The sequence below is a fragment of the Micromonospora sp. CA-244673 genome (genome assembly GCF_050948395.1).
In the GTDB taxonomy this organism is placed as follows: Bacteria; Actinomycetota; Actinomycetes; order Mycobacteriales; family Micromonosporaceae; genus Micromonospora.
The window spans coordinates 2,195,882-2,221,766 of record NZ_CP192019.1; the positions used below are offsets into that span (position 1 = coordinate 2,195,882).

The window sequence follows — 25,885 nt, forward strand, 5'->3', positions numbered from 1 at the left end:
TCAGGAAAGGACCTTTTTGATGCGTCGTCTCGCCGTCGCTCTCACCGCGGCCCTCGCCCTCGGCGTGGGCCTCACCGCCTGCGGGGAGAGCGATCCCGTCTCCGGCACCAGCGCCGGGGAGACCCGGGAGATCACCCACGCCATGGGCACCACCAAGGTGCCCGCCGAGCCGAAGCGCGTCGTGGTGCTCGACACCGACAAGATCGACACCGCGCTCTCGCTGGGCGTCACCCCGGTCGGCGCGGCCACCGCCGGCGAGGCGAAGAGCTGGCCCACCTACTTCGGCGCGGACAAGCTCGCCGGCATCAAGGAGGTCGGGGTGCTCACCGAGCCCGACCTGGAGGCGATCAACGCGCTCAAGCCGGACCTGATCCTCGGCAGCAAGTTCCGCCAGGAGAAGTTCTACGACGAGCTGTCCGCCATCGCCCCGACCGTGTTCACGGAGAAGGTGGGCATCAGCTGGAAGGAGAACTTCCTCCTCGACGGCAAGGCCCTCGGTAAGGAGCAGCAGGCCAAGGAGCAGCTGGCCACGTACGAGAAGCGGGCCAAGGACTTCGGCGCGAAGCTCGGCGACGCCTCGTCGCGGAAGGTCTCCATCGTGCGCTTCATCCCGGGCAACATCCGGGTCTACGGCCCGGACTCGTTCTCCGGCATCGTGGTCGGCGACACCGGCCTGGGCCGCCCGGCGCGGCAGCTGCTGGAGGGCAAGGAGGACAAGCGCTTCGACCTGGTCAGCCCCGAGCGGGTCAACGAGGTCGACGGCGACGTCGTCTTCGTGACCGCGTACGGCGAGAAGGCCGCCGCCGAGCAGGCGAAGGTCACGGCCGGCAGCCTCTGGCAGGGCCTGTCCGCGGTGAAGACGGGCAAGGCGCACGTGGTCTCCGACGAGGTCTGGATGACCGGCATCGGCGTCGGCGCCGCCAACAAGATCCTGGACGACCTGGAGAAGTACCTGGCGGCCTGAGCCACCGACCGTCCGCGCCCGCCCGGCCCCGTGCCGGGCGGGCGCTGTCGTCCTCAGGCGGGGAGCGGGTGGTCGGCCTCGAACCGGTCCCGGGTGAGGAAGGCGAGCTGCGCCCGCTTGTCCGGCATGTCGATCTCGGCGTCGAAGGTGAAGCCCTCCCGCTCCAGCCGGCGCAGCGCGCGCTCGTTGCGCACGTCCGGCTCCACAACGATGCGCTGCCGCGTCGGGTCGGTGAAGAGGAAGCGGGCCAGGGCCGGCCCGACCGCCGAGGTGAGGCCGGGGAGCTGCCGGCCGGGCGCGAGCAGCAGGTGCATCCCGATGTCGCCGGCGCGGACCGGGTAGCGCTCGCCGACCGGGTCGGCCTCGGGCTGGTAGGTCTGGAACAGGCCGACCGCCGCACCGTCCAGGGTGATCAGGTACGCGTGGTGGGTGGCCAGCCCGTCGAGGAACGCGTAGACCTCCCGCACCTCCGCCTCGGTGTGCTCGCCCATGCCCCAGAACCGGGCCCACGGCTGGGTCACCCAGCCGTGCAGCAGCGCCGCGTCCGCCCCCGGGTCGACCGGGACGAGCCGCAGCTCGCCGAGGCCGGGCAGCTTCTCCTGGTACGTCATGACGGGTCTCCTTCTCGCGTGCGGTCCGCGCCGGGCACCGGGATCAGCTCGCCGGCCGCCCAGCGCGGCAGTTGGTCGTCGAAGTGCGGGTCGCCCGCCCGGCCGGAGGCGCCGAACGGCACCACCCAGCGGCTGCGCGAGCGGTCGGTGAGGTCCCAGACGTAGCGGGCCACCGGGCCGCGCCAGCAGGCGTCGGAGACCCCGGGGACGCTGGAGGTGGCGAGCACGCAGTCGGTGTCGCCGCCGAGGGCCACCCGGTCGCGCATCGCCGCCACCGCGGCGTCGACCTCGGGGGCCGCGCCGAGGTGCACGGGGTGCAGGCGGTGCCGCGCGCCCCACGCCGGGGCCGGGCCGGCCGCCGCCACCTCGGCCAGCGCCGCCGCGGCGACCACGCCGACGTCCACGCCGAGCCGGTCCGCCCCGGCGACCAGCCCGTCGAGGGCGTGCCCGAGCCGGGCGAGGGGATCGGTCCACGGCGCGAACAGCTCGTCGTAGCGGGCCGCCGTGCGCAGCGGTCGCAGCCGGGGATGGTCGTGCAGCCGGCGGACCAGGGCGTTCCGCCAGGCCGCCCAGGCGCCGGCGTCGGTGCTGTCGGCGGCCATCCGGCGGTCCCAGGCGCGCAGCCGTTCCCGCAGCGTCCGCGCGGCCGGGTCGAGGCTCCCCGGGTCGAGCCGGTCGAGCACCGCACCCAGCGGGCCGGCCGCCAGCCGAGTGTCGATGTGCACGGCGTCGGACGCAACGTCGGCGGCGAGCAGGTCCCGGATCCGGGCGGCGCGATGCGGGGGCGCGAAGTCGATCCCGAGGTCGGCCACGTCGTCGCGGCGGTCGTTGGCGCAGACCGCCACCCCGGCCACCTCGACCGGCTTGGCCTCGGCGTACCGGCCGGACCACCGGTAGCGCGGCTCCCAGCCGGGCACCGGCACCCACCGGCAGCGGTCGTCGCGCAGCGGCACCAGCCCGGCGACGAGTTGCCGCACGCCGCCGTGCCGGTCGGCCACCAGCACGCTGTTGACCGGCTCGACCCAGCCGCGCAGGGCCTCGGTGACGTCGTCCACGGTCCGCGACCGCAGCAGCGGCAGCAGCGCGTCGAAGCCGAGGTCCGCCTCGACCCGGGCGGGAATCCGCAGGCTGAGCGCCTCGCCGGTGTGCCGGTCGTGGTCGACCACCGGGCCGCGCGGGGTCTCGATCACCTCGACCGGCTCGGGGGCGGCGCCGCGGACCCGGATGCGCTCGACGTGGTGGCGGGCCGGCAGCCAGCCGTCGGCGTCCCGGACCAGCACCCGCCCGCCGTCGCGGCGCAGCTGCTCGCGGTAGACGTCCTGGTAGTCGGCCATCGCGTTGGTGACCGCCCAGGCCACCTCGCCGGCGTGGCCGAAGTGCGGCAGCCCCGGCACGCCGGGGAAGGCGAACCCGAGCACGTCGAACTCGGGGCAGGTCAGCCGGACCTGCTGGTAGCTCCCGGGCAGCTCCAGCAGCCGGTGCGGGTCGCCGGCCAGCACCGGCCCCCGCCCGGCGGTCGGGTCGCCGGGCACCACCCAGGCGTTGCTGCCCGACCCGCCCGGTCCCTCGACCGCGAACAGGCCCGTCGCCGCCGGGCCGAGGGCGGCCTCCACGTGGGCCCGCCAGAGCTTGTTGGGGAAGGTGCCGAAGAGGATGTGCTGGACCAGGAAGACGCCGAGCGGGGACCAGGGACGCCACCGGCCGGGGGCGCAGCCGGTCGCCGCGAACTCGGGAGCGCCGGCCGCGCCCTCGGCGAGCCCGGCGTTCACCCCGTCCACGTACGCGGTGACCCAGCGGCGGGTGGCGGGGGAGAGCCGCCGGAAGCAGCGGGCGGCGGTGTCGGCGAGGCGGGCCCGCCGGGCGAACCGGTCCCAGCCGAGCTCGGCGGGGCCGAGGTGTTCAGCCAGCCGCCCCTCGGCACGCCAGCGCTCGACCTCGATCTGCCAGGCGCGGTCGAGCGCGGCGGCGCGGCCCTGGAGACGGGCCAGCTCGTCGACGTCGTCCCCCCACAGCAGCGGCACACCCCAGGCGTCACGCCGGATGCCGCTCACCGGCCGGCCGTCGCGGACACGTCACCGGCCGGCCACATCATGAACATCAACTTAGGTTACCCTCCCCTAACTAAGCCAGACCTTACTGGAGGGGTCACCTTGAAGCGGAACTGGGAAGCGCTGGTGCTGCGGGCCATGGGCGGGCGGAACTTCCGGCTCACCGTGCTCGGCACCGAGCCGGTCGGCGACCGGTACCGGCGGCTGCTGATGGACGGCGGCGACCTGCTGGACGCCTGCGGCGTGCACCCCACCATGTGGATCCGGCTCTGGTTCGACAACGACGGCAAGCCGCACCAGCGGGCGTACACCCTTGTCGACCCCGACCCGGCCACCGGCCGGTTCCACCTGGAGTTCGCCCTGCACGACGGGTGCGCCGCCCGCTGGGCCGAGACCGCGGCCGCCGGCGACACCATCGATGCCACCGTGCAGGGCAGCGCCTTCGCCCTGCCCGAGCCGGCCCCGCGCCACCTCTACCTGGTCGGCGACGCCGCCTCGCTGCCGGCGGTGAACAGCCTGCTCGACGCCGCCGCCGACGTGCCCGCCACGGTCTGGCTGGAGTACGCCCACGAGGGGGAGCGGGCGCTTGAGCCGCGCGCCCGGGACCACCACGAGGTCACCTGGATCCCGCGCGGCGGAAACGGCGAGGGCCTCGTGAAGACCGTCCGGGACGCGCTGCCGGCCGCCGACGACGCGCACTACTGGCTGGCCGCCGAGGCGGCCAGCACCCGGGACATCACCCGGCACCTGCGCCGTACCCTCGGCGTGGCGAAGCACCAGGTGACGTCGCTCGGCTACTGGAGCGCCCAGTGACCGGCCGCCTCGGCACGCTCACCACGCTCTACGTCACCCAGTACCTCGGGGTGGGCTTCATCACCGTCGGGCTGACCGCGATCCTGCGCGACGGCGGCACCTCCCTGGAGACCCTCGCGCTGCTCCAGATCGTGGGTCTGGTGTGGCCGGTCAAGTTCCTCTGGGCCCCGATCCTCGACCGGTACGGCTCGCGCCACCGCGGCCACTACCGCTCCTGGCTGCTGGTCCTCCAGGCCGGGCTGGTGCTGGCGCTGGCCGCGCTGCTGCCCTTCGACCGCCCCGCCGACCGGCTCGGCCCGGTCGTCGCGGTCTGCCTCGCGTACGTGCTGCTCTCCGCGACCCAGGACATCGCCGTGGACGCCGTGGCCGTGCGGCTGCTCACGGCCCGCTCCCGGGGCACCGGCAACGGCATCCAGGTCGCCGCCAGCTACCTGGGCAACCTGCTCGGCGGCGGCGCCTGCGTGGTGGTCTACGACCGGTACGGCTGGCGGCCGGCGATCCTGCTGCTGGCCGCGCTGACCGCGGTCGGCCTGCTGGTGGTCTGGCGGTTCCGCGAGCCGCCCCGCACCGACCGGCTGCCCTCCACGGCGCACGCCTACCGGGCGCTGCTGTCCGTGTTCGCCCAGCCGGGCTGCCGGTGGTGGACCTTCGGCGTCGTGCCGCTGCTCTACGTCGGGGCCGGAGCGGCCTACGCGCTGGTCACCCCCGCCCTGGTGGACGCCGGCTGGACGCTTCAGCGGATCGGCGTGGTCACCGGAGTGGTGACCAGCGTGCCCGCGATCGCGGCCGGCCTGCTGGCCGGGCTCGGCGTCGGCCGGTACGGCCGCACCCGGGTGCTCGTGGTGGCCGGCGCCTCCCTCACCGTATCCACGTTGCTGTTGCTGCCGCTGCTCAGCGGCCGCGCGCCCCTGGCCGGGACGGTCGTCGCGCTCTGCCTGTTCCTGGCCGCGTACACGGTGGCCAACGTGGTGCTCTACACGGTCAACATGGACTACTCCCGGCCGGACACCGGCGGCACCGACTTCACGGTGCTCTCCTCGTTCGGGCTGGTCTGCTCCTTCGTGGCCGCCTCGGCCGGCCTCACGGCGGCGGGTCGGTTCGGCTACCCGGCGGTCGCCGTCGGCTGCGTCGTGCTGGTCGGCCTCGCCGTCGTGGCCGGCGCGGCCCACCAGCGACGCTTCCCCGGCGGACCGGCCGCCACGAACGGTGCCGGCGTGGCGGCACCCGACCTCTTGACCCCCGCGAGTTAGGTTAGGGTAACCTAACTCGCGATCAACCTCGGACCGTCCGTGCCCGTCGCGCCGTCGCCGTCGTGTCCGCTTCCGACCATTGAGGACTGCCCATGAGCCTGCCCGGAGCAACCGTTCCGGCCCCCTCGGCCGGCGCCGGCCCGGCCGCCGCCCGGGACCATCTGTTCACCGCCCGCTCGCTGGACCGCTACCGCAACGTGCTGGCCGAGGGGATCGAGCGGGTGGCCCACCGGGTGGCGACCGCCGACCGGCCGTTCACCGGGATCGGCCCGGACGACCTCGCCCCGCGCGTCGCGGCCGTCGACCTCGACCGGCCGCTCGGCGACACCGGCGCGGCCCTCGACGAACTGCACGACGTCTACCTGCGTGACGCCGTCTACTTCCACCACCCCCGCTACCTGGCCCACCTCAACTGCCCGGTGGTGATCCCGGCGCTGCTCGGCGAGGCCGTGCTCAGCGCGGTCAACTCCTCGCTGGACACCTGGGACCAGAGCGCCGGCGGCACGCTCATCGAGCGCCGGCTGATCGACTGGACGGCCGAGCGGATCGGGCTCGGTGCCACCGCCGACGGGGTGTTCACCAGCGGCGGCACGCACTCCAACCTCCAGGCGCTGCTGCTCGCCCGGGAGGAGGCCCGGGTGCGCGCCGGCCTGCGGCCCGGACCCGAGGCGCTGTCCCGGCTGCGGGTGCTCACGTCCGCCGCCGGCCACTTCAGCGTGCAGAAGGCGGCCCGGCTGCTCGGCCTCGGCCCGGACGCGGTGCGCACCGTCGACACCGACGCCCAGCGGCGGATGCGCCCCGAGGCGCTGGCCCGGGAGATCGCCCGCTGCCGGGCGGACGGGCTGCTGGTCATGGCGGTCGTCGCCACCGCCGGCACCACCGACTTCGGCAGCATCGATCCGCTGGCGCAGGTCGCCGACATCTGCGCGGCGGCCGGCGTGTGGCTGCACGTCGACGCCGCGTACGGCTGCGGGCTGCTGGTCTCGCCGACCCGCCGGCACCTGCTCGACGGCATCGAGCGGGCCGACTCGGTGACCGTCGACTACCACAAGTCCTTCTTCCAGCCGGTCAGCTCCAGCGCCGTGCTGGTGCGCGACGGCCGGACGCTGCGGCACGCCACCTGGCACGCCGACTACCTCAACCCGGCGCGCGCCGTCGAGCAGCGCATCCCCAACCAGGTCGACAAGAGCCTCCAGACCACCCGCCGATTCGACGCGCTCAAGCTCTGGCTCACCCTGCGGATCATGGGGGCCGACGCGGTCGGCGCGCTCTTCGACGAGGTGGTGGACCGGGCCGGCGAGGCCTGGCGCCTGCTCGACGCCGACCCCCGCTTCGAGGTGGTGACCCGGCCGGCGCTGAGCACCCTGGTGTTCCGCTGGCGCCCCGCCGGCCTGGCCGCCGACCTCGTGGACGACGCCAACCTGTACGCCCGCGAGGCGCTCGCCGCCTCCGGGGCCGCGCTCGTCGCGGGCACCCGGGTCGACGGCGCCCACCACCTCAAGTTCACCCTGCTCAACCCGGAGACCACCGGGGAGGACGTCGCCGCGGTGCTCGACCTCATCGCCGAACACGCCGGCTGGTACGCCCGCACCCGCACCGCCGACGAGCTGTCCTGCCCGGTCGGCTGACCGGCCCCGCCCTGGAGAACCCCATGTCGACCCACGACTTCATCGCCATCGGGCTGGGCCCGTACAACCTCGGCCTGGCCTGCCTGACCGCCCCGATCGCCGACCTCGACGGCCTCTTCCTGGAGGCCCGCGACGACGTGGACTGGCATCCCGGCATGCTGCTGGAGAGCGCCCACCTGCAGACCCCGTTCCTCGCCGACCTGGTCACGCTCGCCGACCCGACCTCGCCGTACTCCTTCCTCAGCTACCTCAAGGAGACCGGCCGGCTCTACCCGTTCTACATCCGGGAGAACTTCTTCCCGCTGCGCGGCGAGTTCGACGCGTACTGCCGGTGGGCCGCCGCGAAGCTGCCCAGCGTCCGGTTCGGACACGAGGTCACCGCCGTCGAGTACGACCCGACGGACGACCGGTACGTGGTGCGCGCCCGGGTCGACGGCCGCGAGGTCACCCACCGGGCGCGCCGGCTGGTGCTCGGCACCGGCACCCCGCCGCACGTGCCGCCGGCGTGCGCGGGGCTGGGCGGCGACGTGATCCACAACTCGCGGTACCGGGAGCACCGGGCGGCGCTGCGCGGCAAGCGGAGCATCACCGTGATCGGCAGCGGGCAGAGCGCCGCCGAGATCTACCACGACCTCCTCGCCGACATCGACACCCACGGCTACCAGCTCAACTGGGTCACCCGCTCGCCGCGCTTCTTCCCGCTCGAATACACCAAGCTCACCCTGGAGATGACCTCCCCGGACTACGTGGACTACTTCCACGCCCTGCCCGAGCCGACCCGCTACCGCCTGGAGGCGGAGCAGAAGGGGCTGTTCAAGGGCATCGACGCCGAGCTGATCAACGGGATCTTCGACCTGCTCTACGTGAAGAGCGTCGGCGGCCCGGTGCCCACCCGGCTGCTCACCAACACCGAGCTGACCGACGCGGCCCACGACCCGGAGCGCGGTACCTACACGCTGGGGCTGCACCACGTCGAGCAGGGCCGCGACCTCACCCTGGAGACCGAGGGGCTGGTGCTCGCCACCGGCTACCGGTACCGGGTGCCCGCCTTCCTCGACCCGATCCGCGACCGGATCCGCTGGGACGGCCACGGCCGCTTCGACGTGGCCCGCAACTACAGCATCGACCACACCGGACGGGGCGTCTTCCTCCAGAACGCCGGCACCCACACGCACAGCGTCACCTCGCCCGACCTGGGCATGGGCCCCTACCGCAACTCCTGGATCATCCGGGAGCTGACCGGCCGCGAGCACTACCCGATCGAGAAGAGCATCGCCTTCCAGGAGTTCGGCGCGCCGGCCGGGATGCCCTCGTGAGCGCGAGGAGTGAGCCCGTTCTGCGAGCCCCGCAGTCGCGAACGGAAGGTGGCCCCGTGACCGTGGCCACGTACCGCCGGCACGACCCGCGCCTCGGCGACTTCAGCCTCCGCCCGCTCGACCCGGACGGCGACGCCGCGCTGCTGCACGGCTGGGTCACCCACCCGAAGGCGGTGTTCTGGATGATGCAGGACGCCGACGTCGCCCGGGTGGCCGAGGAGTACCGGCGCATCGCCGCTAACCCGCACCACGACGCGTACCTCGGGTGCTGGCAGGGGCGGCCCGCGTTCCTCGCCGAGCGCTACGACCCCGCCGAGGTCGAGCTGGTCGGTCTGTACGACCCGGTCGAGGGCGACGTCGGGATGCACTTCCTCTGCGCGCCCGCCGAGGCGCCGGTGCACGGCTTCACCCTCGCCGTGATCACCACGGTGCTGGACTGGCTCTTCGCCGACCCGGCCACCCGGCGGGTGGTGGTCGAGCCCGACGTGCGCAACACCGCCGTGCACGCGTTGAACGCGGCCGTCGGCTTCACCGTCGTCGGCCCGATCGCCAAGCCCGAGAAGACCGCCCTGCTCAGCGTCTGCACCCGAGAGCAGTTCGCCGCCACCCGTTGAGAGGTACCCCGCGTGACCACCCCCTCCGCCGCCGTCGACCACCTCACCCCCGAGCTGTGGGCCGCCGCCAACCGCCAGCTGGTCCGCAAGGCCCTGGCCGAGTTCGCCCACGAACGGCTCATCACCCCCGAACCCCTGAGTTCCGGCCACTACCGGGTACGCGGCGACGACGGCACCGCCGAGTACCGCTTCGCCGCCCGGCAGCTGAGCCTGCACCACTGGTGGATCGACCCGGCCGGCCTGACCCGGCACGTCGACGGGCGGGAGGCCCCGCTCGACGCGGTCGACCTCTGCCTGGAGCTGCGCGGCGCGCTCGGCCTCACCGACGCCGTCCTGCCCGTCTACCTCGAGGAGATCACCTCCACCCTGGCCGGGCTCGCCTACAAACTCGCCCGGCCCGAGCTGGCGGCGGCCGAGCTGGTCCGGGCCGACTTCCAGCAGATCGAGACGGCGATGACCGAGGGCCACCCTTGCTTCGTGGCCAACAGCGGCCGGATCGGCTGGGGCGTGCACGACCACCACCGGTACGCCCCGGAGGCCGGCCAGCCAGTCCGCCTGCTCTGGCTCGCCGCCCACCGCGACCACACCACCTTCACCTGCGCCGCCGACCTGGACTACGACACCCACGTCCGGGCCGAACTCGGCGAGGAGACCCTGGCCGGCTTCGCGCGCACCCTCACCGGGCTCGGCCTCGACCCGGCCGACTACCTGCTGCTGCCCGTGCACCCCTGGCAGTGGTGGAACAAGCTGGCCGTCACGTTCGCCGGCGAGGTGGCCCGCCGCCATCTGGTGCCGCTGGGCGAGGGGCCGGACGAGCACCTGGCCCAGCAGTCGGTGCGCACCTTCTTCAACGTCACCGACCCGAACCGGCACTACGTGAAGACCGCGCTGTCGGTGCTCAACATGGGCTTCATGCGTGGGCTGTCCGCCGCCTACATGGAGCACACCCCGGCCATCAACGACTGGCTGGCCGGCCTGATCGCCGCCGACCCGGTGTTCGCGCGTACCGGACTGTCGATCATCCGGGAGCGGGCCGCGATCGGCTACCGGCACCGGCAGTTCGAGGCGGCCACCGACCGGTACTCGCCGTACCGGAAGATGCTCGCCGCGCTGTGGCGGGAGAGCCCGGTGCCCGGGCTGGAGCCCGGCCGGCGGCTGGCCACGATGGCGTCGCTGCTGCACGTCGACCGGGCCGGGCGCTCGTTCGCCGGTGCGCTGATCGCCGGCTCCGGGCTGGCCCCGGCGGACTGGCTGCGCCGCTACCTGGACGCCTACCTCGTGCCGGTGCTGCACGCGCTCCACGCGTACGACCTGGCGTTCATGCCGCACGGCGAGAACGTCATCCTGGTGCTCCGCGACGACGTGGTGGAGCGGGTGATCTTCAAGGACATCGCCGAGGAGATCGTGGTGATGGACCCGGCGGCGGACCTGCCCGAGTCGGTGAGCCGGATCCGCGCCGCCGTGCCCGAGGACGAGAAGGTGCTCTGCGTCTTCACCGACGTGTTCGACTCGTTCCTGCGCCACCTCAACGCGATCCTCGCCACCGAGGTCATCCTCGACGAGGAGACCTTCTGGCGGACCGTGGCCGAGTGCGTCACGGCCTACACGGAGTCCGTGCCGCACCTGGCCGACCGGCACGATCTGTTCGTCCCGGAGTTCGCGCTGTCCTGCCTGAACCGGCTGCAGCTGCGCAACAACCAGCAGATGGTCGACCTGGCGGACCCGTCGGCGGCGCTCCAGTTCGTCGGGACGCTGGCCAATCCCCTCGCCCCGTACGCCCCGCGCCCGTGAGCGCCCTCGCGGCGCCGGCCGTCCCGGTCGGGCCGGTGGTCCTCCGCCACCGCTGGTGGATCCTGGCCGTGCTCTGCCTCGCCCAGGTCACCGTGGTGCTGGACAACACCGTGCTCACCGTGGCCGTGCCGGTGCTCACCACCGAGCTGGGCGCCAGCACCAGCGACATCCAGTGGATCATCAACGCGTACGCCCTGGTCCTGTCCGGCCTGCTGATCAGCGCCGGCAGCGCGGCCGACCGGTACGGCCGGCGGCGGATGCTGCTGGCCGGGCTCGTGCTGTTCGGGGCCGGCTCGCTGGCCGCCGGGCTGGCCACCACCACCGGCCAGCTCATCGCGGCCCGGGCCGGGATGGGCGTCGGCGGCGCGCTGCTGGTCACCGCCACCCTCGCCGTGGCCGTGCAGGTCTTCGAAGGGCCGGCGCGCCAGCGGGCCATCGGGGTCTGGGCGGCGACCAGCGCGCTGGGCTTCGCCGTCGGGCCGCCGGTCGGCGGGACGATCCTCGCCCACCTGCCCTGGCAGGCCATCTTCCTGGTCAACGTGCCGGTGGTCCTGGTCTGCCTGGTGGCCGTCCGGCTGCTGGTGCCCGAATCCCGCAAGGCGGTCACCGGTCGCCTCGACGTGCTCGGCGTGCTGCTCTCCACGGCCGGGCTCACCGGCGTGGTCTGGGCGATCACCGCCGGGCCGGAGCAGGGCTGGGCCGCCCCGGCGGTGCTCGCCGCAGCCGTCGCCGGCGCAGTGCTGCTCGGCCTCTTCGTGGCCTGGGAACACCGGGTCGCCGAGCCGATGCTGGACATGGGGCTGTTCCGCGACCCCCGGTTCACCGGCGCGGTCTCCGGGGTCGTGCTGATCACCTTCGGCGCGACCGGTGCGCTGTTCCTGCTCACCCAGCACCTGCAGTTCGTCCGCGGCTACCCGGCCTGGGAGGCGGGGCTGCGGATGGCGCCGTTCGCGCTCTCCATCGTGGTGCTCAACCTCACCGGGATCGCCGCCGCGCTGATCCGCCGGATGGGGCGGCCGGCCGCGGTCGCCGTCGGGATGGCGCTGCTCGCCGTCGGGCTGCTGGCCGTCACGTACACCCCCGGTGACGCCTACCCGGCGCTGCTCGGCGGCCTGCTGTTGATGGGCGCCGGCTGCGCGCTGGCCAACCCGGCGATCGTCGAGGCGGTGCTGAGCGCGCTGCCGCCGGAGCGGGCCGGCGCCGGGGCGGGTGTGGACGGCACCATGACCGAGGTGGGCGGCAGCCTGGGCGTGGCCGTGCTCGGCGCCGTCCTGAACGCGCGGTTCGCCGCGCTGCTGCCCGCCGCGCTGGCCGGGGCCGGTTCGTTCCCGGCCGCGCTGGCCGCCGCCGCCACCGACGGCGAGCGTGCCGTGGTCCGCGACGCGTTCCGGGTGGCGCTGGAGACCGGCCAGACCGCGGGGGCGGTGGCCGTGCTGGCCGGTGGCCTGGTCACCGCGTACCTGCTGCACCGCGCGCGGCACCGGTGACGGCGCCGCGCGCGGGCCGGCCGGTCAGGCGACCAGCTGCCAGAGCAGGAACAGGTTGAGCGCCACCACGAGGGCGGTGATCACCGACGCGACGGCGGTCGTGGCCGGGCGGTTGACGAGGGTGCCCATCAGGTCCCGGCGGCGGGTGAAGGCCACCACCGGGATCAGCGCGAACGGGATGCCGAAGCTCAGCACCACCTGCGACAGCACGAGGGCCCGGGTGGGGTCGACGCCGACGGCGAGCACCAGCAGCGCGGGCAACAGGGTGACCAGCCGGCGCACGGCGAGGGGGACGCGGCGGCGCAGGAAGCCCTGCATGATGACCTCGCCGGCGTAGGTCCCGACGCTGGTCGAGGCCAGCCCGGACAGCAGCAGCGCCACCGCGAAGCCGAGCGCCGCCACCGCGCCGAGGCTGCCGGCCAGGCCGGCGTGGACGCCCTCCAGGGTGTCGGTGCCGGGGATCCCGCTGCCGTGGAAGGTGGCCGCCGCGACGAGCAGCATGGCGAGGTTCACCGCGCCGGCGGCGCTCAGGGCGAGCAGCACGTCGGTGCGCAGGCCCTTCGCCACGATCCGCCGCTCGGCCTCGTCGGCCGCGGGAATGCGGTTCGGGGTCAGCGCCGAGTGCACGTAGATCACGTGCGGCATCACCGTCGCGCCGAGGATGCCGGCGGCCAGCAGCATGCTGTCGGTGCCCTGCGCCCGGGGCAGCAGCCCGCCGGCCGCGGCGGACACGTCGGGCTGCGCGGTGAGCAGGTTCACCGCGAAGGCCAGGACGATCACCCCGAGCAGGACCGCGATGGCGATCTCGAAGGCCCGGAAGCCACGCGCGCGCAACGCGAGGACGGCGAACGCGGCCGCGCCGATGATGAGGCCGCCGGGCAGCAGTGGGACCCCGAAGAGCAGGTAGAGGGCGACCGCGCCGCCGATGACCTCGGCCAGGTCGGTGGCCATCGCCACCAGTTCGGCCTGGACCCACATGACCCGGTTGACCGGCCGCGGCAGGTGCTCGCGGCACAGCTCGGGCAGGCTGCGGCCGGTCGCCAGGCCGAGCTTCGCGGTGAGCGTCTGCACCAGCATGGCGGCCAGGTTCGCCGCCACGACCACCCAGACCAGCAGGTAGCCGTAGCGCGCGCCGGCGGTGGAGTTGGTGGCGAAGTTGCCCGGGTCGACGTAGGCGACCGCGGCCACGAAGGCCGGCCCGAGCAGGATGAGGCGACCGCGCATCCGGCCCCGGGCACGGGCGGTCTGCAGCGGTGACGCGATGGTGATGTCGTTCGTGACCACGGTGTGCTCCTGGCGGGCGGACGGATCAGGCGGGTTCGCGCTCGGGTGCCGGCCGGCGGGCCGGCCGCGGCGCGGGTTCCCGATCCAGCGCGTCGGCGACCGGGATGAGCGCGGTGACGGCGGCGAGCGTGAGGACCGCCGGCGCGGGGGTGCCGACGCTCACCGCGGCGAGCGTGAGCAGGGCGAAGACGGTCAGCTTGGTCCGGTTGGCTCTGGACATGGCGACTTCCGGCCGCCTGCGGGAGGGACCCGGGGGCGTCGGGTCGACGGGCCGACCCGCGGCGGGGCGGGCGGCCGGGCGTCCAGAGCCGGCGTCGGCGCGGGGCACTCTCATGAACCAAGCTTCCCGACAACCGCTCACATACGCCCTCTATCTTCCCGAAAGAGGGGAAACAGGATGGCGGGCCGGTGCCTGCCGATCCGGGGGAGACGCGGACGAGCGGCCGCCCGGGGAGGGGCGGCCGCTCGTCGTGGTGGGCCGGTCAGGCCGCGGTGGACCAGATGGCGCGGAAGGCGGCGGCCTCACCCGCCAGCCACTGCTCGACCTGCTCCGGCTTGACGTCGGCCGGCATCCGGTGGGACTCGCCGCGCCGGACGTCGACCAGCACCGGCTCGGCGTGCGGCAGGACCGCGTCCATGTGCCGGGCCATCAGGTGCAGCGTGGCCAGGGCGGTCTCCTCACTCGGCGGGGCCTCGTCGAAGTGCAGCCGGATCGCCTCGGCGCGGCCGTCGGCGTAGCGCACGCCGAACTGCGGGTTGATCTTCACGGGCAGGTCGCCCAGCATGGCCAGCGCGTCGCGGGTCTGGGCCAGGTCGACGCCGGCCGGCTCGCCGAGCGAGTGCAGCCAGGTGGTCGCCCCGGGCACCAGCGCCTCGTAGAGCGGGCGCCAGCGCGGCTTGACCAGGTCTGCCACCTGGGCCAGGTGGGTGCCGCCGGTGTGGAAGGCGACATCGGCCTTGAGCGCCTTGACGAACTGGCCGTGCGGGTTGAACCCGTGCCGGCTCGCCCGCTGCTTGCGCAGGCCGCCCACGAAGGTGGCCTTGGTGGGCCCGGTGCGGTCCACGTAGCGGGTGAAACCGAGGAGGGTGGCGTAGGGGGTGACAGGGGCGGTGGAGGTGGGCGCGGTCACGAGCATCCTCCCAGGTCAAGCAGCTCGATTAGTACATACATTCTAATCGACGGATATGACATCGCCCAGGGTCTGGAGGGGTCTCTTCGCACGGGACATCGCCGTTGCTGATCATCAATTAGAGTGCGGGCTTCCATCGTTCTCTTTCGGAGCACACACATGACATCCCTCACGGCCCGTTGGTCCCGCCTCGCCGTCGGCGCGGCGGTGCTGGCGACGACCGCGTTGTTCGGCCTCTCCGCCCCGGCGCACGCCGCGGACGCGCTGCCCGACCTCTTCGTCTCGTTCGACCGCGAACCCGTCGCGGAGATCGACAACAGCGGCACCACCATCGGCATGTACGTCTACAACTACGGTGAGGCCGACGCGAGCGCGGTCACCGTCACCCTCGACCTCAGCAAGCTCTCCGACGCGGTCACGGCCTCCGTGTCCGACTGGGACGACACCTGCAAGCTCGCCAACGCCAAGGTCACCTGCACGGTCGGCCGTCTTGAGGCCGGGCAGGTCACGACCATCTACCCGGTGTCACTGGCGAGCCGCACGGGCGCCACGCCCGGCGACGCGGGCTCGGTCAGCGTGACCATCGCCGGCGCCGAGGACGACGCCAACCCCGGCGACAACACGACCAGCTTCCCGGTCACCGTGGTCCCGTCGGGTCCCGACCTGGTGGCCGCCGCCGACAACCTGAACGACAAGGCGCACCCGGTCGGCGCGGGCGACCGCGTCCCGCTCTACAGCGGTGTCCTGAACGAGGGCGACAGCCCGGCGACGGACTTCACGGTCCGGGTCGACCTGCCCACCGGCGCCACCTTCGTCGAGCGGTACAGCGACTGCACCTACGTCGACTACTACCCGAAGGACATCGGCGCCCCCTACGTGTACGGGCCGAGCCAGGTCACCTGCACGGTGCCGCTGACGCTGAAGCCCGGCGAGGGGCTGCTGCTGTTCGACGACGAGACCGGCACGTCGCTGTTCAACATCACGTTCGGCCGCAACCTGCCCGGTCCGGACGAGAACTACGCCGCCTTCAGCACGGCCCTGGCCGGGGAGGCGCAGGCGGCGAAGAAGGTCGCGACCGCCAAGGGCACCGGCCCGTCGTTCGCCTCCGCAGCCGAGAAGCTGCACGCCAAGGCGGTGCGCGCGGGCCTCGCCCGGCAGTCCGTCGTGGAGCGTGAGCTCGACGAGTCGGACAACTACGCCGACGTCCGGCTCTGGACCAAGAAGAACACGCTCGACGTCGCCGTCACCGTGCCGCCGGTGAAGGGCGCCGTCGGCCAGACGGTCGACCTCGCCTACGAGGTCGTCAACAACGGCCCGTCCGACGGCGGCGGCCCCGGGGTCGTCATCACCGCGCCGAGCGGCACGGTGCTGCTGCCCGCCGAGTGGTGCTACACCGACGGCACCCCGGGCAGGCAGCTGCCGGAGTCGGCGAAGCTACGCTGCAACTTCGAGAGCGAGTTCCCGAGCGTCGCCTCCGGCTGGGGCCGGATCAAGGCCACCGTCAAGCTGAAGATCAAGTCGACGCCGGGCAAGGACGGCGCCGTCGTGGTCGACGGCGCGACGTCCTCCACCGAGTCGAAGCCGGAGAACAACACGGCCCGCATCGTCATCACCGGCGCCGAGGGCGGCTCCGGTGACGGCAACGGCGGCTCCGGTGGCGGGCTGCCGGTCACCGGCGCCCCGGCCGCCGCGCTCGCCGGCGGCGGCGCCGCCGTGCTCGCGCTCGGCGCCGTGCTGTTCGTCATGTTCCGCCGTCGCCGCGTGGCCTTCCAGACCCCGCGCGACTGATTCACCGACCCCGCCGGGGTGGGCCGGTCTCCCGGCTCACCCCGGCGGCGTCAGCGGGGGTCAGAGCTGTCCGACGTCCGTGATCCGGACGACCGCGGCGCCCGCCTCGTCGGAGGCGGCGAGGTCGATCTCGGCGCTGATGCCCCAGTCGTGGTCGCCCTCCGGGTCGTCCAGGATCTGGCGTACGGTCCACCGCTCCCGGCCCTGCTCGATCATCAGTAGCGCCGGCCCGCGCGCGTCCGGTCCCACCCCGATCGAGTCGTACGCCTCGAAGTACGGCTCCAGCGCGTCCGCCCACGCGTCGGCGTGCCAACCGTGCTCGGCGTCCAACTCCCCGAGCAGGTCCCAGCGGCGCAGTGCGGCCAGCTCGACCCGGCGGAACAGCGCGTTGCGCACCAGCACCCGGAACGCGCGGGCGTTGCGCGTGACCGCGGGCGGCCGGTCGTCCAGCGATGCGGCCACCTCGGCGACGTCGGACGGGTTGCGCAGCCGCTCCCACTCGTCGATGAGGCTGGAGTCGACCTGGCGGACCAGCTCGCCCAGCCACTCGATGAGGTCGACCAGCTCCTCGGTCTTGGCGTCCTCGGGGACGGTCTGCCGCAGCGTCTTGTACGCGTCGGCGAGGTAGCGCAGCACCAGGCCCTCGGAGCGGGACAGGCCGTAGAACTGGACGTACTCGGTGAACGTCATGGCCCGCTCGTACATGTCGCGGACCACGGACTTGGGGGAGAGCTCGTGGTCGGCGACCCAGGGGTGGCCCCGCCGGTACATCTCGTACGCCGACTCCAGCAGCTCGGCGAGGGGCTTCGGCCAGGTCACCTCGTCGAGGAGTTCCAGGCGCGCCTCGTACTCGATGCCCTCGGCCTTCATGGCGGCGACCGCCTCGCCGCGCGCCTTGAACTGCTGCGCGGAGAGCACCTGGCGCGGGTTGTCCAGGATCGACTCGATCACGCTGAGCACGTCGAGCGCGTACGACGGTGACTCCCGGTCAAGCAGCTCGACGGCGGCCAGCGCGAGCGGGGAGAGCGGCTGGTTGAGCGCGAAATCGAGCTGGAGGTCGACGGTGAGCCGCACCCGGCGGCCCTGCTCGTCCGGCTCGGGCAGCTCCTCGACCACCCCGCCGGCCCGCAGCGCCCGGTAGATGGCGATGGCCCGGCGGATGTGCCGGCGCTGGGCGGCCGGGTCCTCGTGGTTGTCGGTGAGCAGGTGCCGCATCGAGGCGAACGCGTCACCGGGCCGGCCGATGACGTTGAGCAGCATCGAGTGGCTGACCTGGAAGCTGGAGGTCAGCGGCTCCGGCTCGGCCTCGACCATGCGCTGGAAGGTCGGCTCGCCCCAGCCGATGGAGCCCTCCGGCGGCTTCTTCTTCACCACCTTGCGGCGCTTCTTCGGGTCGTCGCCCGCCTTGGCGAGAGCCTTCTCGTTCTCGATGACGTGCTCGGGGGCCTGCACCACGACCCGGCCGAGGGTGTCGAAGCCGGCCCGCCCGGCCCGGCCGGCGATCTGGTGGAACTCGCGGGCCTTGAGCAGGCGGGTCCGGACGCCGTCGTACTTCGACAGGCCGGTGAAGAGCACGGTGCGGATCGGCACGTTGATGCCGACGCCGAGGGTGTCGGTGCCGCAGATGACCTTGAGCAGCCCGGCCTGGGCCAGGGTCTCCACGAGGCGGCGGTACTTGGGCAGCATGCCGGCGTGGTGCACGCCGATGCCGTGCCGGACCAGCCGGGACAGCGTCTTTCCGAAGCCCGAGGTGAACCGGAAGTTGCCGATCGCGTTCGCGATCATGTCCTTCTCGGCCCGGGTGCAGACGTTCACGCTCATCAGCGCCTGGGCGCGCTCCAGCGCGGCGGCCTGGGTGAAGTGCACGACGTAGACCGGGGCCTGCTTGGTCGCCAGCAGCTCCTCCAGGGTCTCGTGCAGCGGCGTCATCGCGTACGAGAAGAGGAGCGGGACCGGCCGCTCGGCCGAGCGGACAACGGCGGTCGGCCGCCCGGTGCGCCGGGTCAGGTCGTCCACGAAGCGGGTGGTGTCGCCGAGCGTCGCCGACATGAGGACGAACTGCGCCTGCGGCAGCTCGATGATCGGCACCTGCCACGCCCAGCCCCGGTCCGGCTCGGCGTAGAAGTGGAACTCGTCCATGATCACCTGGCCGACGTCGGCGCGGGCGCCCTCGCGCAGCGCCAGGTTGGCCAGGATCTCCGCCGTGCAGCAGATGATCGGGGCGTCGGCGTTGACGCTGGCGTCGCCGGTGAGCATGCCGACGTTCTCCGCGCCGAAGACCTCGCAGAGGGCGAAGAACTTCTCCGAGACCAGCGCCTTGATCGGCGCGGTGTAGAAGGTGGTCCGGTCGTCGGCCAGCGCGGCGAAGTGCGCGGCGATCGCCACCAGGCTCTTGCCCGAGCCGGTCGGCGTATTCATGATCACGTTCGCGCCGGAGACGATCTCGATGACCGCCTCCTCCTGGTGGGGGTAGAGGTCGAGACCGCGCTCGGACGCCCAGCCGGCGAACGCGTCGTAGAGGGTGTCGGGGTCGGCGCTCTTCGGCAGCGCGGCGGTGAGAGTCATGGCGGCTCCCATCGTGCCTGGATCATGGGCCCCCGCGCCAACCGGGTTCAGCGCCGCCGGTGGACCAGGTCGAAGATCTCCCGCCCGGCGGTCAGCGCCCGGCGCTCGAACTTGGTCACCGGCCGGTGCGCCGGGCGGGGCGCCCAGCCGCCGTGCACGTCGACCAGCTCCGGGTCGGCGGTCAGCGTCTCCCGCATCGAGTCGGCGTACTCGGCCCAGTCGGTCGCGCAGTGCAGCGTCCCGCCGGGGACCAGCCGGGACCGCAACAGCGCCACGTGCGCCGGCTGGATGATCCGCCGCTTGTGGTGGCGGGCCTTGGGCCACGGGTCGGGGAAGAAGATGTGCACCGCGTCCAGGCAGCCCTCCGGCATGGCCCGGACCAGGTCCAGCGCGTCGCCCTTGGCCACCCGCACGTTGTCCAGGCCGTGCCGTTCCACCAGGTCGAGCAGGTTGGCGATTCCGGGCGTGTGCACCTCAACCGCCAGATAGTGTCGGTCCGGGTCGGCGGCCGCCATCACCGCGGTGGCGTCGCCCATGCCGGAACCGATCTCCAGCACCAGCGGCGCCCGCCGTCCGAACAGCGCCGTCGGATCGCACGGCCCGTCCAGGTCGTCGATCTCCAGGCCGTACGCGGGCCAGAGCCGGGCGAGCGCGTCGCGCTGCCGGTCGCTCATCCGCCCGCGACGCGGGTGGAAGGTGCGGATACGGGCGGCGTGGGCCGGCGGCGCGGCGCTGAAGTCGGTGGAGGTCACAGCGACCCGAGCGTACGCGACCGCCGCAGTGGATCGGATGTGATGGGCGGCCAGGGGTGAGAGGATTCATCCCGTACGGCAGGACGGGTGGCCCGCCGCCCGACCCGACGCCGGGAGGGGGCATGGTGTCAGTCACGGGACGTGCGGCGCTGCTCGTCGCGGCCGCCGCGTGCACCGCCCCGCTGGTCGGCGCGCTGCCCGCCCAGGCCGGCCCACCCGCCGTCTCGGTGTCCTCCGTGGCGCCGCTGGGACCCGCCATGGTGGGATCCGCCGCCCTGGTGCCCGCTGCCGAGCCGGCGCCCGGCCAGCCGGGGCCGCAGCCGTCGCCCGGTGACCTCATCTTCGTGGAGGTCACGCCGAGCACCGTCGAGGCCGGCTTCCTGGTGGGCATCCGGGCGAGCTGCCGGGACAACTCGGTGCCGGCCACCGTGGTCTCCGACGCGTTCGGCCGGATCCAGGTGCAGCCGCAGCGCGGCCTGCTCACCGCCTCGCCGATGGTCCGGGAACGCACCCGCCCCGGCAACTACCGGGTGAAGCTGGAGTGCCCCGGCGGGCAGACCGCGTCGACCATGCTCCAGGTGGTCAAGCGGGTGCAGCCCAGCCGCGGGCCGGCGACCGGCTTCGGCGGCACCGCCGGCAGTGGCCTCGGTGGGCTGCTGGTGCCGGTCGGGCTGGCGCTGACCGTGGCCGGCGCGGTGGTCGGCGTGGCCGCGTCCCGCCGGCAGCCCCGTACCATCCGTGGCGCCGCCCGGCGCTGAGCCCCGCCATGGCCGCGAACCCCACCCCCCAGCCCACCCCCCGGGCGGCCCGGGCCGCCGGCCGCCGGCCGTGGTCGACGCCGCTCGCCGTGCTGCTGGTGCTGGTCGGGGTCTTCGCCACCGGCGCGGGGCTGGGCCGGACCGCCGGGCCGTTCGACTGGGCCGACGCGGCGACCGGGTCGAGCAGGCGGACCACCGAGCCGGCCCGGGCGCGGGAGCCGGCCAGCCTTCCGGTGCGCCTCGCCGTGCCGGCCATCAAGATCAGCGCCCCGGTCACCCCGGTCGGTCAGGCGCGCGACGGTTCGATCGACGTCCCGCCGCTGACCGAGCACCACCAGACCGGCTGGTACAACCGCGGGGCGGTGCCCGGCGACCCGGGCCGGGCGATCATCGTCGGGCACGTGGACACCAAGAGCGGGCCGGCGGTCTTCTACCGGCTGCACGAGCTCAAGCCGGGGGACCGGATCGAGGTGACCCGGTCGGACCGCAGCGTGGTGTCCTTCAAGGTCGACACGGTCGAGTACTTCGACAAGGCCGACCTCCCCGCCGACCGGGTCTACGGCGACGCCGGGCCGGCCGAGCTGCGGCTGATCACCTGCGGCGGCGAGTGGGTCGGCGGCCACACCGGCTACCAGGACAACGTGATCGCCTTCGCGTCTCTCCTCGACACCCGCAACCCCTGACGCGAACAGCGCCTCACCAAGATCCCGCGTGCCCCGGCGTCGAGACGCGATTGGCGGCGTCCGAGGCGGGCCAGGCACAGCTCACGAGCGGCTAGGAACTTGATGACGTGGGTGACTCACCTCGGCCCGCCCTCCAGCGGCGCCGGGCGATCCACCTACGACATCAAGTTCCTAGGCGCTGGACAGGGAGCGGCGACCGGGGCGTGCATCTGCGAGCGCCTTTCGAGCTGACGTCGGCAACGACTCAAGCCAGGAGCGTCGGCTATTCCGCCTCCGCGACGAAGACGCCCTGGCCCTGCTGGCCGTAGATGAGATCGCGCGCGTGCAGTTCCTTCACGGCGCGGTAGGCCGTCGACCGGGCGACGTTGTAGATCTCGCCGATCTCCGAGACGGAGGGCAGTTGCTGCCCGGGGGCGTATTCGCCGGCGCGGATCTTGGCTTCGAGGTCGTCGGCGACACGTCGGTAGTGCGGTGGTCTGGTCGGCATGAATCGGCTCTCCTGGACTTCAGCGGAGATCATGTTTCCAGCCCGCACCTGACCGGGACAAGGCGACAACGCGGCGAAGTGGAGACAGTGAGAACTGATGCGGTTCATCGACACGCACTGGACCCGGGCCCTCGACCAGCCGTGGCGGGCTGGTGGCTGCCTGGAGTGCCGCGACCGGGAGACGTGCCCGCAGCTCGACTGGGCCCTCAAGCTCATGGCCGACGTGGCGTCGACCATGTTCCAGAAGTAGGCGTGGTCAGCTCTTGGCGGGGACCTGCTGCACGACCTCGAACTCCAGCAGCGTGGCTCCGGTGGCGACCGGCTTGCGCGGCTCGCCGCCCTCGCCGCCGGCGTGCGCGGCCCGCGACGGCCCCTGCGCCCACGCCTGGTAGGCCTCCTCCGTCTCCCAGCGGGTGTAGACGAAGTAGCGGCTCTCCCCGCCGACCGGGCGGAGCAGTTCGAAGCCGAGGAAGCCGGGGGAGTTCTCCACCGCGCCGGCCCGGGCCGCGAACCGCTTCTCCAGCTCCTCGCCGGCGCCGGGCGGGACGTCGATCGCGTTGATCTTCACGACTGCCATGGCTCCACCCTAACGAGCCGGGTCAGAACGTCTCGACGGCCGGCACCAGGTCGGCGTCGACCACGATCGGGGCGTGGTCGGAGGGGCCCTTGCCCTTGCGGGCCTCCCGGTCCACGTACGCCGAGGTGACCGCGCGGGTGAACGGCGCGGTGGCGTAGACCAGGTCGATCCGCATGCCCTTGTTCTGGTGGAACATGCCGGCCCGGTAGTCCCAGTAGGTGTAGGGGTGCGGGCCCTTCATCGGCGTCGGCACCACGTCGCTGAGGCCGAGGTCGCGCAGTGCGGCCAGCGCGGCCCGCTCGGCCGGGGTGACGTGGGTGGAGGTGACGAAGAGCTTCGGGTCCCAGATGTCGGCGTCGGTCGGGGCGACGTTGAAGTCTCCGCAGACCGCGAGCGGCAGCCCGCCGGCCACCTCCGACTCCAGGGCGTCGCGCAGCGCCGCGAACCAGGCCAGCTTGTACGCGTAGTGCGGGTCGTCGGGGGAGCGGCCGTTGGGCACGTACACCGACCAGACCCGCAGGCCGGCGCAGGTCGCCGAGATGGCCCGGGCCTCCGGCAGGGGGAAGCCCGGCTCGCCGGGGAAGCCGACCGCCACGTCGGCCAGGCCCACGCGGGAGAGGATGGCCACCCCGTTCCACCGGCCGTCGCTGTGGCTGGCCGCCTCGTAGCCCAGCTCGCCCACCTCGGCGACCGGGAAGGCCCCGTCGGGGCACTTGGTCTCCTGCAGGCAGACGACGTCGGGCTTCGTGGTGGCCAGCCAGTCGAGCAGGCGGGGGAGGCGGGCCTTCACCGAGTTGACGTTCCAGGTCGCCAGGCGCATGTCTCCAGCCTGCCCCATCAGCGGTCACCCCGCCCGGTCAGTCCGGCGGGGTGTCGCGTCAGCGCTCCGGCGTGTCTCCGGGCCGCGTCTGCTCGGCGAGGAAGCGTTCCAGTTCGGCGCCGAGCTCGTCGGCGGTGGGCAGCGGGCCGGTCTCCGGGGCGAGCAGGCTCTTCTCGCCGCGGCCCCGGGCGAACGCGTCGTACTGCTCCTCCAGGGCCTGGACCAGGGTGGCCGCCTCCTCGGTCTGGGCGACCTGGCGGTCGATCTCCACCCGCACCACCTCGGCGGCGGCGCCCAGGCCGTCGCGGGGCAGCAGCAGCCCGGTGCTGCGGGACACCGCGGCGAGCAGCGCCTCGGCGGCGGCCGGGTACTCGGCCTGGGCGACGTAGTGCGGCACGTGCGCGGCGAAGCCGAGGGCGTCGCGACCGCGCTCGCCGAGGCGGTATTCCAGCAGGTGGCCGACGCCGGCCGGCACCTGGACCTTCTGGAGCCAGGGCTCGTACCCGGAGATCAGCTCGCGCCGGGTGGCGTGCGCGGTGACGCCGCTGGGCCGGGTGTGCGGGACGGCCATCGGGATCGAGTTGAGCCCGACGGTGAGCCGGACCTCGAGCCGGGCGCAGAGCGCGGCGACAGCGGCCACGAAACGCTCCCACTGGAGGTCCGGCTCGGGGCCGGTGAGCAGCAGGAACGGGGTCTCGTCGTCGTCGCGCAGCAGGTGCAGCTCCAGCGCCGGGGCGTCGTAGTCGGCCCAGTGGTCCTCGATGAAGGTCATCACCGGCCGGCGGGAGCGGTAGTCGAAGAGCTGGTCGACGTCGAACCGGGCGATGGGCCGCGCCTCCAGGGAGGTGAGCAGCTGCTCCCGGGCGAGCCGGGTGGCGCTGCCGGCGTCGACGAAGCCCGTGAGGGCCTGGATCAGCACCGGCTGGCCGAGATCGGGCAGATCGTCGCTGAGTTCGTAGAGCTCGTGTGGGTCGAGCACCGGTTCGGACCTTCCTGTCGACGCGTACGGGGTGGGCCGCGCGCACACGGCACCCCGTTCGGCCAACGTACCGGCACGCGTGGTCCATTCCGTTACGGGCCGACTGATGATCACAATTCGGCGACGGCGCCGGATCGGCTCCTCCTCCCGGTCCGGGTGCGGGTCCACCGAAAGGACGAGTTAGTCGATCACTGCGTGGCGGCGGGGAGGCTGCGAGGTTCCTGCCCGGGGCGGTGCGACCCGGGCCACACCGGAGGTTTTCCCGGGTCGCGAGGTCCGTCACCCGCCGACCCGGGGCCGCGACGGGTGTCCGGTTTTCCGGGCGCAGACTGTGGCGAGGACCACCCGATGGGCCTGGGTGATCCCGGTTTGCCCTGTCTAGCCTCGTCGAATGCGTGACGACGGCACCCTCGACGACCAGTACGGCCTCGACGGCTCGGCTGACCGTTCGGACGATACCCCCTCGACCGATCAGTCGACCGCTTGCGCGGAGGCATCCACTGCCCGTGGTTCCCTGCGTACCCGCTTCGGCGCCCTGATGAACCCCCTTTCCGCCCGGCCCGGCCGGACGAAGATGGCCGTGGCCACCGGCGCGGTCTGCTGCCTCGGCATGGTCGGCGGCTTCAGCCAGATCGGCGCCCGCCCGGCCGGCGACACCCCGAACCCGGCCGCCTCGGCCGAGGTCGCCCAGCGGGCGGCCCTCGACGCCGCCTCCCGCGGCCTGACCCGCGAGAGCACCGCCCCGGCCACCCCCAGCGCGGCCCCCTCGGCCAGCCCCTCCGCGACCGCCAAGCCCAAGCCCAAGGCCAAGCCCAAGCCGCGCCGGATCGTCCCGGTCGCCGGCCTGGACCAGACCCAGATGAACAACGCAAAGAAGATCGTGCAGGCCGGCCGGGAGATGGGCGTGCCGCGTCGCGGCCTGGTCATCGCGGTGGCCACCGCCATGCAGGAGAGCACGCTGCTCAACTACGCCAGCGCCGTGCTGCCGGAGTCGCAGAACTACCCGCACCAGGCCATCGGCTGGGACCACGACTCGGTCGGGCTGTTCCAGCAGCGCCCGAGCAGCGGCTGGGGCAGCGTGGAGGAGCTGATGGACCCGGAGTACGCCACCAAGGCGTTCCTCTCCGCCCTGGAGGAGATCCCCGGCTGGCAGGATCTGCCCCTGACCGTCGCCGCGCAGGCCGTCCAGGTGTCCGCGTTCCCCGACGCGTACGCCCAGCACGAGTGGCGTGCCAACACGGTGGTCAAGGAGATCCTGGGCTGACCCACGGCCGGGTTGCCGCAGGGCCGATCCGGGTATCAGGGACTTGCCGGTCCCGGGTACACATGAGGGGGGACCGCGGACAGGAGGACGACATGTCACTGGTGCAACGACTCACCGCCTTCCTGCGATCGCCCCGCGGTCAGCAGCTGGTCGACCGCGGCCGGCGGGAGCTGGCCAGGCCGGAGAACCAGGCGAAGCTCAAGAAGCTCGCCAACCGGCTGTCCTCGCGCCGGCGCTGACCGCTCCGCCCCCGCAGCAACCACCCCCGGGAGCCCC

Annotated in this window: 25 protein-coding genes; 14 read left to right on the plus strand and 11 right to left on the minus strand. The window is 73.4% G+C overall.

The annotated features are described in order from the left end of the window. The first annotated feature begins 19 nt into the window (after nucleotides 1-19). Nucleotides 20-964 carry an ABC transporter substrate-binding protein gene (locus ACQP12_RS10265; protein WP_433286973.1) on the plus strand — a complete coding sequence of 315 codons (945 nt, stop codon included), beginning with the start codon at nucleotides 20-22 and terminating at the stop codon, nucleotides 962-964. A 53-nt stretch (nucleotides 965-1,017) separates the two neighbouring features. On the opposite strand, the gene ACQP12_RS10270 is transcribed toward ACQP12_RS10265, so the two are convergent. Then, nucleotides 1,018-1,575: a GNAT family N-acetyltransferase gene (locus tag ACQP12_RS10270; protein WP_433286975.1), complete on the minus strand. Its 558-nt coding sequence runs from the start codon at nucleotides 1,573-1,575 to the stop codon at nucleotides 1,018-1,020. Then, nucleotides 1,572-3,626 carry a penicillin acylase family protein gene (locus ACQP12_RS10275; protein ID WP_433286977.1) on the minus strand — a complete coding sequence of 685 codons (2,055 nt, stop codon included), beginning with the start codon at nucleotides 3,624-3,626 and terminating at the stop codon, nucleotides 1,572-1,574. Before ACQP12_RS10275 ends, ACQP12_RS10270 begins: the two co-directional genes overlap by 4 nt. A gap of 99 nt (nucleotides 3,627-3,725) precedes the next feature. On the opposite strand from ACQP12_RS10275, the gene ACQP12_RS10280 reads away from it, so the two are divergent. The 7 genes from ACQP12_RS10280 to ACQP12_RS10310 all read left to right on the plus strand — a co-directional run bounded on the left by ACQP12_RS10280 (nucleotide 3,726) and on the right by ACQP12_RS10310 (nucleotide 12,522). Next, nucleotides 3,726-4,436, plus strand: a complete 711-nt coding sequence (locus ACQP12_RS10280; protein WP_433286979.1) for a siderophore-interacting protein — start codon at nucleotides 3,726-3,728, stop codon at nucleotides 4,434-4,436. Further along, the gene (locus ACQP12_RS10285) at nucleotides 4,433-5,686 is read left to right on the plus strand and encodes an MFS transporter (protein ID WP_433286981.1); all 1,254 of its coding nucleotides are present in this window, start codon (nucleotides 4,433-4,435) and stop codon (nucleotides 5,684-5,686) included. Before ACQP12_RS10280 ends, ACQP12_RS10285 begins: the two co-directional genes overlap by 4 nt. A 92-nt stretch (nucleotides 5,687-5,778) precedes the next feature. Then, on the plus strand, nucleotides 5,779-7,314 hold the full coding sequence (locus ACQP12_RS10290; RefSeq protein ID WP_433286983.1) for a pyridoxal phosphate-dependent decarboxylase family protein: 1,536 nt from the start codon (nucleotides 5,779-5,781) through the stop codon (nucleotides 7,312-7,314). A 23-nt stretch (nucleotides 7,315-7,337) separates the two neighbouring features. After that, on the plus strand, nucleotides 7,338-8,630 hold the full coding sequence (locus ACQP12_RS10295) for a lysine N(6)-hydroxylase/L-ornithine N(5)-oxygenase family protein (protein ID WP_433286985.1): 1,293 nt from the start codon (nucleotides 7,338-7,340) through the stop codon (nucleotides 8,628-8,630). A gap of 56 nt (nucleotides 8,631-8,686) precedes the next feature. Continuing rightward, on the plus strand, nucleotides 8,687-9,244 hold the full coding sequence (locus ACQP12_RS10300) for a GNAT family N-acetyltransferase (protein WP_433286987.1): 558 nt from the start codon (nucleotides 8,687-8,689) through the stop codon (nucleotides 9,242-9,244). 12 nt (nucleotides 9,245-9,256) lie between these two features. Next, on the plus strand, nucleotides 9,257-11,035 hold the full coding sequence (locus tag ACQP12_RS10305; RefSeq protein ID WP_433286989.1) for an IucA/IucC family protein: 1,779 nt from the start codon (nucleotides 9,257-9,259) through the stop codon (nucleotides 11,033-11,035). Continuing rightward, complete coding sequence (locus ACQP12_RS10310) at nucleotides 11,032-12,522, plus strand: MFS transporter (RefSeq protein WP_433286991.1); 1,491 nt, start codon at nucleotides 11,032-11,034, stop codon at nucleotides 12,520-12,522. Before ACQP12_RS10305 ends, ACQP12_RS10310 begins: the two co-directional genes overlap by 4 nt. Nucleotides 12,523-12,546: 24 nt before the next feature. On the opposite strand, the gene ACQP12_RS10315 is transcribed toward ACQP12_RS10310, so the two are convergent. The 3 genes from ACQP12_RS10315 to ACQP12_RS10325 all read right to left on the minus strand — a co-directional run bounded on the left by ACQP12_RS10315 (nucleotide 12,547) and on the right by ACQP12_RS10325 (nucleotide 14,936). Next, on the minus strand, nucleotides 12,547-13,806 hold the full coding sequence (locus ACQP12_RS10315) for an Nramp family divalent metal transporter (protein ID WP_433286993.1): 1,260 nt from the start codon (nucleotides 13,804-13,806) through the stop codon (nucleotides 12,547-12,549). Between the two features lie 25 nt (nucleotides 13,807-13,831). Continuing rightward, nucleotides 13,832-14,026: a hypothetical protein gene (locus ACQP12_RS10320; protein ID WP_433286995.1), complete on the minus strand. Its 195-nt coding sequence runs from the start codon at nucleotides 14,024-14,026 to the stop codon at nucleotides 13,832-13,834. Nucleotides 14,027-14,288: 262 nt separating this feature from the next. Next, nucleotides 14,289-14,936: a hypothetical protein gene (locus tag ACQP12_RS10325; RefSeq protein WP_433286997.1), complete on the minus strand. Its 648-nt coding sequence runs from the start codon at nucleotides 14,934-14,936 to the stop codon at nucleotides 14,289-14,291. 159 nt (nucleotides 14,937-15,095) lie between these two features. On the opposite strand from ACQP12_RS10325, the gene ACQP12_RS10330 reads away from it, so the two are divergent. Beyond that, nucleotides 15,096-16,724, plus strand: coding sequence for a peptidase (locus ACQP12_RS10330; RefSeq protein ID WP_433286999.1), 1,629 nt, complete (start codon nucleotides 15,096-15,098; stop codon nucleotides 16,722-16,724). A gap of 60 nt (nucleotides 16,725-16,784) precedes the next feature. Here ACQP12_RS10330 and ACQP12_RS10335 read toward each other — a convergent pair whose 3' ends face one another. Both ACQP12_RS10335 and trmB read right to left on the minus strand, forming a co-directional pair. Further along, nucleotides 16,785-19,289, minus strand: coding sequence for a DEAD/DEAH box helicase (locus ACQP12_RS10335; protein WP_433287001.1), 2,505 nt, complete (start codon nucleotides 19,287-19,289; stop codon nucleotides 16,785-16,787). 47 nt (nucleotides 19,290-19,336) lie between these two features. Then, nucleotides 19,337-20,041: a tRNA (guanosine(46)-N7)-methyltransferase TrmB gene (gene trmB, locus ACQP12_RS10340; protein ID WP_433287003.1), complete on the minus strand. Its 705-nt coding sequence runs from the start codon at nucleotides 20,039-20,041 to the stop codon at nucleotides 19,337-19,339. A 122-nt stretch (nucleotides 20,042-20,163) separates the two neighbouring features. On the opposite strand from trmB, the gene ACQP12_RS10345 reads away from it, so the two are divergent. Both ACQP12_RS10345 and ACQP12_RS10350 read left to right on the plus strand, forming a co-directional pair. After that, nucleotides 20,164-20,799: a hypothetical protein gene (locus tag ACQP12_RS10345; RefSeq protein ID WP_433287005.1), complete on the plus strand. Its 636-nt coding sequence runs from the start codon at nucleotides 20,164-20,166 to the stop codon at nucleotides 20,797-20,799. Between the two features lie 8 nt (nucleotides 20,800-20,807). After that, complete coding sequence (locus ACQP12_RS10350) at nucleotides 20,808-21,482, plus strand: class F sortase (RefSeq protein ID WP_433287007.1); 675 nt, start codon at nucleotides 20,808-20,810, stop codon at nucleotides 21,480-21,482. 262 nt (nucleotides 21,483-21,744) lie between these two features. Here the strand turns inward: ACQP12_RS10350 and ACQP12_RS10355 are convergent, their stop codons facing one another. Then, complete coding sequence (locus ACQP12_RS10355) at nucleotides 21,745-21,969, minus strand: GntR family transcriptional regulator (protein ID WP_433287009.1); 225 nt, start codon at nucleotides 21,967-21,969, stop codon at nucleotides 21,745-21,747. Between the two features lie 97 nt (nucleotides 21,970-22,066). Between ACQP12_RS10355 and ACQP12_RS10360 the strand changes: the two genes are divergently transcribed. Continuing rightward, on the plus strand, nucleotides 22,067-22,219 hold the full coding sequence (locus ACQP12_RS10360; protein ID WP_433287011.1) for a hypothetical protein: 153 nt from the start codon (nucleotides 22,067-22,069) through the stop codon (nucleotides 22,217-22,219). A gap of 6 nt (nucleotides 22,220-22,225) precedes the next feature. Here ACQP12_RS10360 and ACQP12_RS10365 read toward each other — a convergent pair whose 3' ends face one another. The 3 genes from ACQP12_RS10365 to ACQP12_RS10375 are packed head-to-tail and all read right to left on the minus strand — an operon-like array spanning nucleotide 22,226 to nucleotide 24,345. Continuing rightward, the gene (locus ACQP12_RS10365; RefSeq protein WP_357948024.1) at nucleotides 22,226-22,546 is read right to left on the minus strand and encodes an antibiotic biosynthesis monooxygenase family protein; all 321 of its coding nucleotides are present in this window, start codon (nucleotides 22,544-22,546) and stop codon (nucleotides 22,226-22,228) included. 22 nt (nucleotides 22,547-22,568) lie between these two features. Beyond that, entirely contained in the window at nucleotides 22,569-23,366 is a 798-nt protein-coding gene (locus ACQP12_RS10370; protein ID WP_433287013.1) for an exodeoxyribonuclease III, read from the minus strand. Between the two features lie 58 nt (nucleotides 23,367-23,424). Then, nucleotides 23,425-24,345 carry a proteasome assembly chaperone family protein gene (locus tag ACQP12_RS10375; protein ID WP_433287015.1) on the minus strand — a complete coding sequence of 307 codons (921 nt, stop codon included), beginning with the start codon at nucleotides 24,343-24,345 and terminating at the stop codon, nucleotides 23,425-23,427. 391 nt (nucleotides 24,346-24,736) lie between these two features. Between ACQP12_RS10375 and ACQP12_RS10380 the strand changes: the two genes are divergently transcribed. Continuing rightward, complete coding sequence (locus tag ACQP12_RS10380) at nucleotides 24,737-25,609, plus strand: peptidase M23 (protein ID WP_433287017.1); 873 nt, start codon at nucleotides 24,737-24,739, stop codon at nucleotides 25,607-25,609. A gap of 92 nt (nucleotides 25,610-25,701) precedes the next feature. Continuing rightward, a complete protein-coding gene (locus tag ACQP12_RS10385; protein ID WP_433287019.1) occupies nucleotides 25,702-25,848 on the plus strand; it encodes a hypothetical protein in 147 nt (48 codons plus the stop codon). Nucleotides 25,849-25,885: the final 37 nt, after the last annotated feature.